Source organism: Leptotrichia wadei (genome assembly GCF_007990445.1).
GTDB classification, from domain to species: Bacteria; Fusobacteriota; Fusobacteriia; order Fusobacteriales; family Leptotrichiaceae; genus Leptotrichia; species Leptotrichia wadei_A.
Genome location: NZ_AP019841.1, coordinates 2,061,695 through 2,073,945, shown reverse-complemented (window position 1 = coordinate 2,073,945; position 12,251 = coordinate 2,061,695). Strand labels below are relative to the sequence as shown.

At 30.4% G+C, this 12,251-nt stretch carries 7 protein-coding genes; 5 read left to right on the top strand and 2 right to left on the bottom strand.

Annotation, left to right across the window (positions count from 1 at the left end):
* Positions 1–224: 224 nt before the first annotated feature.
* From FVE74_RS09800 to FVE74_RS09790, 3 genes are all read left to right on the top strand, one after another.
* On the top strand, positions 225–665 hold the full coding sequence (locus tag FVE74_RS09800; protein ID WP_147004351.1) for an adhesion protein FadA: 441 nt from the start codon (positions 225–227) through the stop codon (positions 663–665).
* Between the two features lie 69 nt (positions 666–734).
* Positions 735–1,133: an adhesion protein FadA gene (locus FVE74_RS09795; RefSeq protein ID WP_010127058.1), complete on the top strand. Its 399-nt coding sequence runs from the start codon at positions 735–737 to the stop codon at positions 1,131–1,133.
* 88 nt (positions 1,134–1,221) lie between these two features.
* Positions 1,222–2,112, top strand: coding sequence for a DMT family transporter (locus tag FVE74_RS09790; RefSeq protein WP_147004350.1), 891 nt, complete (start codon positions 1,222–1,224; stop codon positions 2,110–2,112).
* 172 nt (positions 2,113–2,284) lie between these two features.
* Here the strand turns inward: FVE74_RS09790 and FVE74_RS09785 are convergent, their stop codons facing one another.
* Entirely contained in the window at positions 2,285–3,361 is a 1,077-nt protein-coding gene (locus FVE74_RS09785) for a M24 family metallopeptidase (protein WP_147004349.1), read from the bottom strand.
* Between the two features lie 619 nt (positions 3,362–3,980).
* The gene (locus tag FVE74_RS09780; protein ID WP_147004348.1) at positions 3,981–5,273 is read right to left on the bottom strand and encodes an OmpP1/FadL family transporter; all 1,293 of its coding nucleotides are present in this window, start codon (positions 5,271–5,273) and stop codon (positions 3,981–3,983) included.
* Positions 5,274–5,698: 425 nt separating this feature from the next.
* Here FVE74_RS09780 and FVE74_RS09775 point away from each other — a divergent pair, with 425 nt between their 5' ends.
* Together FVE74_RS09775 and FVE74_RS09770 are read left to right on the top strand one after the other, a co-directional pair.
* Positions 5,699–7,042 (top strand): ISLre2 family transposase, encoded by a 1,344-nt coding sequence (locus tag FVE74_RS09775; RefSeq protein WP_147004347.1) that lies wholly within the window; start codon positions 5,699–5,701, stop codon positions 7,040–7,042.
* Positions 7,043–7,282: 240 nt separating this feature from the next.
* Positions 7,283–12,247, top strand: coding sequence for a translocation/assembly module TamB domain-containing protein (locus FVE74_RS09770; protein WP_147004346.1), 4,965 nt, complete (start codon positions 7,283–7,285; stop codon positions 12,245–12,247).
* Positions 12,248–12,251: the final 4 nt, after the last annotated feature.

Sequence of the window (12,251 nt, the reverse complement as noted above, 5' to 3'; positions counted from 1 at the left end):
TAAATTATAAAAGTTATGCTATTATAAATTTTCAGGGTGGAGACAGACCGAAGAGCCTGGTAAATATATGTGATTTTTAAAATTATATACTTCCCAGGAAGTTCTCTTTTCAATATATTTTAATATAATTTTTTATTAATTTATATAAAAAATTGACAATTATTGTTAAATGATATATAATATAAGAGATAATTAAAACTTATAACTTATTAGGAGGAAAAAAAATGAAAAAAGTTGGAATTTTATTTGTACTTTTAAGTGCTTTATCATTCTCAGCTAATTCTGCAAAAACTGTAAAAACTACAAAAGCTAAAACTACAAAAACAGTAGCTGCTCAAACTGTAACTGGTAGATTTAACCAATTGGAAGCAGAATATGAAAGATTGGTAAACATGGAAAACCAAGAGTACAACAAATTAAAAGCAAATGCTGATGCAGCAGCAGCTAAATTAGCTGAAAAACAAGCTCAAAAAGCTCAAATTGAAGAAAGAATCGAAAAAATTAAAGCAGCATCAGAATCAAAAGCATTTAAAGCTCAATATGCTGAATTAGCAAAACAATATGAAGCTGTAGTTAAAGCATTGGATACAGAAATCAAATCTTTAAATACAACAGTTGAAAATTTTGCAGCTATTGAAACTTTAAAAGGAAATCAACAAAATTAAAAAGTGAAAGGAGATACGAGGAGTAAAAGTTAAATTCAAATAATTTATACTTAATCCCGTAGGTAAAATATGAAAAAGAAATTAGCAGTATTATTAGGAGTATTAGTATTAAGCAGTGTTTCATTTGCAGCTCCAAAACCAGCAGCAGGTGGATCATCAATCGAAAACAGCTTAAATAACTTAGAAAATCAATTAAACAAATTACAACAAATGGAAGATGCAAAATACAGAGAACAAGAAGCTCAAGCAAATGCAGCGTCTCAAAGATTAGAAAACTATACAGCAATGCAAGCTAAAATTGACGAAAGACTTGCTGAAATTGAAGCAAATGAAGATACAAGCATCTTCGGAAAAGAATTCAAAGCTAAAGCAGCTGAATATAAAAACTTAAGAAATCAATTAGACAAAGAAATTGCTAAAGAACAACAAATTATTAGTAACTTTGAAGTAATTAAATCTTTAAGATAGTAAACATGTTTAATATAAAAAAGATGCTTTTACAAGTTATTTGGAAAGGCATTTTTTTTGTATAAAAAAATTTTGAAGGGTGATTGCTATGAAAGAAAAAATGAAATTGCAAGGAATGTTACTAGCAGGATTAGCTTCAAGCCTATGGTCCATATCGGGAATTTCTGGAGAAATTTTATTTAAAAAATATAATTTTTCATCAGATTGGCTAGTGTCAATAAGGACATTAATTTCTGGGATATTGCTTTTTATGGTGGTCATTTTTATTGAGAAAAAATCTATTTTAAAGCCATTAAAAAATAAAAAGGATTTTATTGGAATAATTTTATTTGGAACTGCAGGAATGTATTTAGTTCAATATACGTATTTTAAGACAATTGAATTGAGCAATGTTTCATTTTCAACAATTTTACAGTTTACAGCGCCATTTTTTATATTTATTTACGAATCTATAAAAAATAGGAAAATTCCAGCGATTTCAACATTGCTTTTACTTTCTATGACAGTTTTAGGAGTTGTGTTTATAGCGACAAAGGGAAAGATCTCGAGTTTGTCTGTTTCGCCAGAAGCATTATTGCTTGGACTCATTTCAGCGATTATGATTGCTTTTTATTCAATTTATCCAAAAAGGCTTTTGAAAAAATATGGAAGTATAACGGTAGTTGGATGGGGAATGATTGTGGGAAGCATAATTTCAAATATTGTTCATCCAATCTGGAAAATACAAGGGGATGTAAATTTAAAATCTATCATTCAAGTAGCAATTGTTGTAATTTTAGGAACATCTATTGCATATTTAATTTACATTGCCAGTTTAAACTACATTTCTTCTTCTCTTGCGGGAATTTTAACAGCTTTTGAGCCCGTACTTGCTGCAGTCTTGTCAGTAGTTATTTTTGGATTGAGATTTTCTTTCGTTGAATTAATTGGATTTGTACTGGTTTTTATTTCAATTTTTATTTTGGAAAAAAGATTGTAATATAAAGATTTGTTATGGATTTTGAATTTTAGTTAATTAATTAAAAATCATCCGAAAAGAGATTAATTAGTTCTAGTATTTCAATTTAAATTATAGCTACAAATATTATTTAGCAAGGGGTTAAGACCCCTTGTTTTAAAAAAATATTATTTTTGAGATTTGATATTAGAAATTAAGATAGGATAATTAGTTCCTTGTTGCTCTTATTTAATACTTCTCTTCCATCTTTTTTAACTACTACATCATCTTCAATTCTGACTCCGCCCCATCCGTCAAAATAAAGCCCAGGTTCAGAAGTAACGACCATATTTTCCTTTAATTCAATTTGAGAAGCAGAAGATAAGTAAGGCAATTCGTGAATTTCAGCACCAATTCCATGTCCTAATCCGTGTCCAAAATATTTGCCATATCCTTTTTCATTAAAGAAATTTCTAACAACTTTATCAACTTCATCTGACATTACACCCTCTTTTATTGTTTCTATTCCCAGTAATTGAGCTTCTAGAACAGTATTGTAAATTTCCTTGTGTCTATCTGTAATATTATTTCCATAATAAACAGTTCTTGTTATATCTGACACATATCCTTCATAATATGCTCCAAAATCCATTGTAATAAATTCTTCCTTTTGAATTTTTTTGTCAGAAGCAACTCCATGGGGCATAGCTGAACGGTAACCGCTGGCAAAAATTGTTGTAAATGAACGGTCATCTGCTCCTAATTTTCTTTGAATATATTCCATATATGAAGAAACTTCCTTTTCAGAAACACCTTCCTTTATAATTTTTAAGGCTTCTGAAAATGCCACATCACTAATTTCTACTGCTTTTTTAATAAGAGCAATTTCTTCATCAGATTTTACCATTCTTTCCATCACAAGTTTATTTCCAACAGGAACTAATTCCACTTTGAAAATATCTTTAATTGTCTGATAAAGCGAGAATGAAACGTTAATATCTTCAAATCCGACATTTTTCAGTCCAAATTTCTTTATATATTCTCCAACTGTCTGAAGCGAACCACGAGAAACTTCCACAAATTCAAATCCCATTTCAGTAACTTGCTTAGTGGCTTGTGCTTTATATCTAAAATCTGAAAAGAAAAAGTTTCCATTTTTTGTCGCAAGAGCAACTCCAGTAGTCCCTGTAAATCCAGTAAAATATCGAATATTATACAAATCTGTAATAAATAATCCGTCAATATTCAGTTCATTTAAAATTCTTGATAATTTTTCAGTTCTTTTTTCCATGTTTCTCCCTCTTTTTTAGTGAACTACTCCCACTTTAGAAGTGTGAGCTTCTTGGGAAGTATCTGCTTCTGTTAGCCAAATATATTTACCAAGCTCTTTGGGCAGTCCCTGCCCTGATGTACGAGTATTATACCATATAATAATTATTATTTCAAGTTATGTTCAGCAATTCATCTCCCTCTTGTAGAAGAGGGAGACTTCTTGCTAGATATTGTTAAAATTTTTTACTTTTAAAGTGTAACATAAATTAGAAGTTTTTTCTATTTATTTTTTTACTTTTTCTTTTTTATTCACATTTAAATAGCGAATTAATTATGAATTTTTGGCAAAAGTTAAAAATAGCAAGCAATCTAAAATATAATTTTTGTTTTTTAAATGAGATTTAGTAGTTTATAATTTATCTGAATTTGTGAAAATAATTTAAAGTAAAAATAAAAAATAGCCAAAAAGATCTGTTCAATAACTTAATTTTTTTTACTTAACAAAAGGTCAAGATCCCTTGCTTTAGAATATTTATTTTGTTAAATTCTAAATTGAACAAGTCTAATGACTAATTTTTATTTTATAATAGATTATGATTTTTGCGATTATTATCATAAAAATTAGAGAAGTTTAAATTCTAAAATTTATGTGTATATCCAACTGTGAATACATTTACATTTTTATCATATTTTACTTTTGATTTATCAATAGTAATTCCTGGAAGTGAAGTTTTTTCACGTTTTCCGTTGGCAGAATTGAAATTTACGTGTGCTAGTCCAAATTTCCATTCTGAAGATTCTGTTGGCTTGTAGGTAAGTCCAGTTGCATAAATTTGTGAATTTATTGCATATTCCACGTCAGAGAATGATTCTTTTTTGGCTCCAGTATCTGCATAGTTGAATCCAGCATGCCAAGTAAATTTGTCATTAATTCTGTAATCTGCTCCAAAATTTACTTCATATCCGTCATTATATTTAAATCTGTCTATTTTTGCAGCTTTGTTGAAGTAATGTGTGTATCCGCCAGAAAAAGTCCATTTGTTTACATCTTTTGAAACTCCTAATGCCAAAACTCCTGGCAAATCACGTCTTAAATTAACTCCATCTGCATATTCCGGATAAAAGAATGAAATTCCCAAAGGTCGTCCTGCAAGCAGCATTTTATTATTTTCCTGAGCTTTTGACTTAAATTTTAATTTTACAGGTGTTTCATATTTTACTGCAAAATTCAAAGTATCAGTAGGTTTATAGTCAAATCCAATAATTCCTCCAATTCCTTCGGCATTACGTTTTGAATTCATTGATAAATAATTTTTATTAAGACCAATAGCTGCTCCCACAAGCGGATTATAATCATATTGAGCTTCTCCATCTAATTTTCTGTGGGCATAAACGTATTTAAGACCACCTGACATTGAGAAGGTATCATTGAATTTATAGGCACTTCCAAGCATTAGCTGATAGTAACGGTTTTGTCCTGTAAAACGGTTTTTTGTAACTTTTGCTCCAAGCCTTCCTCCTGTAATATTGTTAAAAGTTTCTCCAGCCAGTTCAATTCCAGCAACTCCATCGTTATAACGAAGAGTAGCTCCACCTGCGATAACGCTTAGATTCCCAAAAAGTGAGTAATTATTCTTTTTGTATAAAAGGTTAAATGAAGGTGCTCCTGCATATCTATGTGATTTTAATTTTTTTCCATTTAATGTCATTGATTCATCAATCATTGAATTTTGTAAATTTGCATTAATGTAAGTTCCATCATCTAAAAAAGCGGTTCCTGCTGGATTATAAAAGGCGCCTTCTACAGAAATTTTTCCTGTTTGAGATGGGTTTTGAAAGTATGAGGCTGAATTATTTGACAAATAGTCAATACTTGCTGCATTTGCAAAAATTGCAGTTAAAACTGATAAAATGGCTATTTTTAATTTCATAATTTTCTCCTTATCTTTATTTTATAGTTATTTATAAAATTTAAATAATATACATTTCTAAATTTCAATTTTTTCTCATTTTTTTATAAATAATCTATAAATGTTATTATTTTGTTTTTATAATTTTTACTTTTAAAATTTTAAGTATAGATAATATAACATGTGTTATATAAAAAGTCAATAGATTTATTTTGGAAATAAAAGTTTTTTCTTAAAATAGCAAATATATTTAATATTTATTTTTTTTTATAATTGAGTTAGAAAAATAGGCTATATTGGCAAGTTTAGTTTTTTCTAAGTGAAAAAATCGTATGACAGAGTAAAAAATATAGGGGCAAATAAATTTAATCAAATTTTTAATTAACAAAAAAGAGGAAACCAGTTACAATATAATCCCTCAATCCTATTGAAAGGTGGTTTCCTCTATGATTAGAATATCAGATTTTTATTCAATTGTAAAGACTTTTTTTAAAAATATTTTTTCCTTCAAACTTTCGTTTGAGCAACAATTTAAACTATTTATCATAAAGGCTTTTGAAATACTGTTTAGAGTTTATGTTAAAAAAGTTGATGACAACTTTTTTTATTCCAATGAAAGAAAGAATAGATTTAAAAGTAAAGGGTTTGTCAAAAGAACTGTCACTACTGCTTTTGGATATGTAACTTTTGAACGTCGAAAATATGTAGATAAGAAAACAGGCGTTTACTACTACATTGATGAAAAAATTGGACTTAAACGGTACAGACGGCTTTCTGAGGAGCTGATTTTTACCATACTTTTTGAATATCAGCATACTGCAGCTTCATTTGTTGCAAAGACTTATGCTGTTTCAAAAGCTACCGTGTATAATCTTGTCAATTCTTTTGAAATGCCAAAACTTGATATTGGAAGGTTTGAAAAGGATGATGATTCGCCAGTGTATATGGAAATTGATGAAGACCATATGAAATGCAGAAGAAGCAGAAATACATATATGAGGATGGTTGCTATACATCGTGGAATTGAGAAAGTCTGCAAGGACAGGAACAAGCTCATTGACAAGCATACAGTAATGTTCCCTACATCTGTATCGCTTGAGGAAGTGTCGGAGTATGTGCTTAACTATCTTGAAAAAAGATACAGTATGGATAAGAAAAAACTGATTGTGAACTCTGATGGCGGAAAATGGATAGACAGCTTCGTAGGAGAGCTTAGAATTTACAAGCCGGTACATATTTATGACAAGTTTCATCTGGTAAAAGCCATAGGCGAGATTTCCAAAAGGGATAAGGAAATATCAAAAAACCTTTACAAATGGCTTGAGAAAGATAATTTTACAGAACTTGAAAACTTTTATGAAACTTTTAAGGAAAAAGAAAATATAAGCCAGAGAAGAAAAGATCAAATGAAGATGCTGCTTAACCAGTATGAAAAGATAAGAAGAATCTATACAGAAAAAGATTACATAGGGTCAAGGACAGAACCTCTTGTATCCCATGAATGCTCAAGATTCCTTTCAAGCAGACCAAAAGCCTTTTCAAGAAAAAAGATAAAGAGAAGAGCAATATACCACACTTTCTTTGCAAACTACGGCAAGGACAGGGACAAGGCTCACAAACTGTATTTTAATGGGACAAGAGTGGGCTCAATGGAAAAAGTAATAGAAACAAGTTGTTTGCCAGATATTATTAGCGAAGCAGGAAAAGGGACAAATATTCCATATTTAAGAGGAGGAGAAAGTCTGATAAGGGAAGTTCTGAAGGAAATATCACAAAGCAGAATGATTTAAAAAAGACAGCCCAAAATTTTTATTATGTTATTTTGGCTGCCCCTATATTTTTTACTCTGTCAAAATCGTATATAATAATAGATTTTTATGCAAATTTATGCTAAAATAAAAAAGATGTTTTCCTTTGAACATAAAATTTGAACATAAGAAAAAAATAAAGAAAACGTAAATGGAAATTAGGACAATGAAAATAATTATCCTTTTCAAAAAATAAAGAGAAGAGGAGGTAAAAAACGTGAGATGAAATACATAAAGAGATCTTTGATTGTATTTATTTTTCTTCTAATGTCTTTATTTGCACTAAAGTTTTATATTTCAACTAAAAACTTTAGGGGCGTGCTGACTTCGATTTTGAAGAGCAGCGGACTGAATGTGGAATTTAGGAATGTCAAGTTGATTGGATTTAATAAAATTCAGATTGACAACTTAAAAGTTAAAGATCTTGCAGGAAATGTAGTTATTGATGCTAAAAAGACTACGGCTGGAATTAGTCTTCTTATGCCGACTAGGCTTAATAGAATTGATGTGTATAATGGAACTGTAAATTTGGAACGTAGAAAAAATGAAGATTTTAATATTTTTCACGTAATAAAAAAAGATCCAAAGAAACCTAAGACATTTGACACGACAAGCAGAATTGGGAAAATGCATATTCATAACTCAATTTTAAATTTTACAGATACAACTTATAGCAAGAAAATAAGAAAAACATTGAAAAAAGTAAGTGGAAGGCTAGAAGTAGCAAAATCACGTGGTTTTTCACTTTTTGCGAAAGGTTCTGGAAATAAGAATAAAGATGGAACGACTGAAATTCTAAAGGTTGAATTGAAGCAATTGATAAAGTCTAAGCAATCGATTTACTCAATGTTTGATAAAATAAAAAATAGTGATATAAGAAGGAAGGATGCACGTCTTAATTTTGGTTTTGAGAATGTCAGAATAACTGAGGAGCTGGGACAATATGCACAGGTTGATATGATAAAGGCAAAAGGCGGAATACTTACAGGTGCATTGAAAATGGAGCAGAATAAAATTGAAAAGAAAATACATGCTCTAGGAAGCCTGAAAATTAAAAATGGAAAGTTGTCTTATGTTGATTTTGACGGTGATATTGAAGGCGTTAATGCTGTAGTTGATATGAAAAAGGACAAAATTACAGTTAATGCAAATACTAAATTGAGTGAAAGTCCAGTAACTTTGACAATGGCATATTTCATACAGACTCAAAAAATGAATTTGAAATTAGTTGCAGATAAACTTCCATTTGATCAAGTTGCACGTTACAAAATAATTAAAGATGCAAAAATTGAAGCTGAAGGTGCAGTTTCAGGAAATCTTGAATTAAATATCGATACAAAGAGTAAAAAGGGAACGCTTGACGGTAAGTTTTCTTCAGATAATATAAGAATTTCAAACTCTGATTTTCAAAATGTAAAGACTAATATGAAAATTACAAATGAAAAGCTGACTTTAAGTGATACATCATTTATATTTAATCAAGAGTTTTCAGGGTTCAAAGTAAATGAGGATGTTAAAATTGGAAAATTTGTGTATGACCTGAAAAAGAAAACTGGGTCAGGAGATTATGTATTAAATAATCTTGGGTCTGATTTTGACATCAAAAAGATCACAGGAAGTGCAAAAATTTCTCCCAAAAATATTATAACAGGTACAGTAAGATCTAATGTCCTGAGAGGAAATTATACAGTAAATCCAAAAACTCAGACAGTTGTAGTTAATACAAGAAGCAGAGGATACTTCAATGTAAATTATGGTGGAAAATCTTATAAAATTAGTCCTGATGTTGACAATTTAGTTGCGAAGTTTAACAGTAAAAATGTACTTCGTTCTGGAATAATTAAGGCAAGAGTAAAGGATCTGTCAGTTCCTTTTATAAAAGCTATAAAGGTCAAGGTAAGAATTCGTAATGGAAATTACAGAATAAGCGGGACAGCAGGAATGAATGGCGGAGGAGTATTGAATATAAACGGGACAACAACTTCCGATATGAAACATTCATACTCCCTTAATCTGCCAAAAGAAGTTGATATTGCAAAGTTATTAAGGGCTAATGGATATAACTTTAACGGGCTTGACAAGGCAAAATTGCCTGCAACTGCAGAAGCCAGGGTTCATGGTGTAAATAATAAGTTTTCTGGAACTTATGAAATCCATAGCCCTTATGGCGAATATATGGGAAAGTATAAAAATTTGCATGCTAACGGTAAAATTAATGACTTGGCAAATTTGGATATGACAGTTAATGCAAAAGCAAGTGAATTACAATTTGAAAATCAGCGTTTGAGAAATGTAACAGGAAATCTTGAAATAAAAGATAATGTTGTTAATATTGCAAGTATAAGAAGTGAAAATTTGAATGCAAGTGGTAGATATGACATTAAATCTGGTAAAATGGATATAAATGCAAGATTAAAAAATTACATGTTTACTGATAATAATTTGCCATCTAAAATGAATGTAAAAATTGGAACATTAAATGCCAATTTGACAGGAACGGCAGATAAACTTTCTGGAAATTATGAACTTTATAGTCCTTATGGAGAATACGTAGTGGAATACGAGAAATTACATGCCAATGGTAAAATTAATAATTTATCAAAGCTGGATTTGACAGCCAATGCAAAAATGGATGAATTATGGCTTAATTATCAACGTTTAAAGGATGTAACGGCTAATCTTGAATTAAAGGACAATGTTGTGAATATTTTAAGCATTAAAAATGAGAATCTGAATGCAAGCGGTAATTACAATCTTAAAACCGGCAATATGAATATAAATGCAGGGTTAAAGGATTATATGCTTTATGACACTTCTCCATATAAAGTCAATTTAAAAGTTAAGAATTTGGATGCAAACTTAAAAGGAACAGTGAATAAACTTTCTGGAAATATAACAATACCATCTGCACCTACAACAATAAAATCAACTTATGTAGGGGATACAAATGCACATATCAGCATAAAAGATGGAATTATGAGATTTGATGATGTAACTTTGCGTGATAATAGATTAAGCGGAACTTATAATTTGGCTACAGGAATTTCAGATATTGGACTTGCTTTAAATGAGCCGGATATTCCAAAACTTTTAGAAATGAAGGATTTAACTTTCGGAACAAAATCAAATCTTAATCTTAAAGGAGATCTAAATAATTTTAATCTTGAAGGACAAATAGCTTTTGGAAATATGAGCTTTAAGACTTACAAGATACCGCATATTGTTGCAGATATTAAATATTCTAACGGAAATATTGACAAACTGTTTAAATATGGGACATTTGATTTGCAAAAATTAAGATTTATTGGAGATAATCAGGAAACTTTGTTTGAAACGCAGACTAAATTTGACTTGGCAAATGTAAATATAGATTATCAGCTGGAAAAACAGAAATTTTCGCTTGATTCAATACAGGATCTGAAGGACAAGGGATACAGTGGAGATATAGACTTTGGATTTATGTATCGTGGAAGTTTTGATAAATTTATATCTGGAGTTAAAATAAAGGCGGATTCGATTAAACTTAGCGGATTTCCAGTGAAAAATGTGGATATTGATTTGCAGGCTAATGAGAAGTCTTTGAATATTGGGCAGTTTTATCTGGAATATGAAAATAATCCACTTCTTTTAAATGGATATGTTCAATTTACACCAGTAAAATATAATGTTTCTATGCTTGCCAAGGATTTTAACCTGGATTTTCTGGGAATTGATAAAAATATAGCGCAGGCAGGAGGAATTGCGAATGTAGATGCGATTTTCTCTAATGAGGCTACAACAGGTCATATTCTGCTTAATAATTTTAATTATAAGACAAAAGACCAGTTGACGCTTGTAGATAATGTAAATGCCAATATCGATCTGAAAAATAGTAAACTTATAGTAAACCGTTTGGATGGAGGATATAACGGAGGAACTTTTAAAGTGACTGGAGATCTGGATGTTCCGACAATTCCTGCAGATTTTATGAAAACTAAACGATTAGAACTTGGAAAATTTGAATTAAATGCGGATCTTAATAATGTTGGACTTCATTATGGAACTGGAATAGATTTTGCACTTAGCGGAAATGCAATATTTACAGAAAATAGATTATTTGGAGATCTTGTGGTAAATAATGCTCAAATACGTGAAATTCCAGATTTTAATTCATCAAAAGCTAATACAACGGAATCGCAAAAGGCTAAGAAGGAGCAAGACAAGTCAATTGTAGAAGGAATTGTAGAAGAGGTAATTGACAAAATAATGAAGCAGTATACGATTAATATAGGTGTACAAGCTGGAAATAATGTAAAAATTAATATTCCAAATGTAAGTCTTGTAAAAAATATAAAGGGTACAGTAAAAGGTTCATCTGAAATTACTTATGATGATGGTCAAATTGGGATAGATGGAGAGTATGGAATTACAAAAGGGTCATTTTCAGTAAATGGAAATGATTTTAAGATTGATGGGGCAGAAATAAGATTTGTACCGTCAATTAACGGTGTTACAGCTTCTGTATCAGATCCATTTGTAGTTTTTGATGCCAGTACAAAAGTAGATGGCGACAGAATAGAGATAAATGTAAGTGGAAATGTAAGCAATCCTGAAATAAGATTTTCATCTTCTTCTGGAAAAACAAGAGAGGAAATAATATCAATGCTTGCACTTAATACTTTAGTTGGAAATAGTGGAAAACCTGGTGAAAATGGAGATAATTCAGTAGATGGGCTGGTAGTGGCAGGATCTTTGGTTAATACTGCATTAAACGAGCTTTTTCTTTCATCAGTGACTGGAAAGATCAAGGATGCATTGGGAATGTCCAAGTTTGCTGTTTCTACAAATGTTGACCGTTCTAATAAGACAGGAGAATATAGTGCCGCAACTACGCTTACATTACAGGATAATTTATACAAGGATAAGCTATTTTGGAATGCCGCATTTAAATTTCCATATCAGACTTCTAAAAGTGATGAAAAAAATCCAATTGGATATAATGCATGGCTAAGTTACAGTGTTTCAAATGGACTAGACTTGAGAGCTGGAGGAGAAAGTTTTAAAAGATCCAGTTCTAGCGCAAGCATGGGTAACGGTTCAAGGATAAACTATTACTTTGGAGTTGATTTTTCAACAAAAGCTGATACATTCGGAGATATTCTGAAAAAGATATTCAAGAAGAAAAAATTAGATACACTAAAAAAATAGGAGG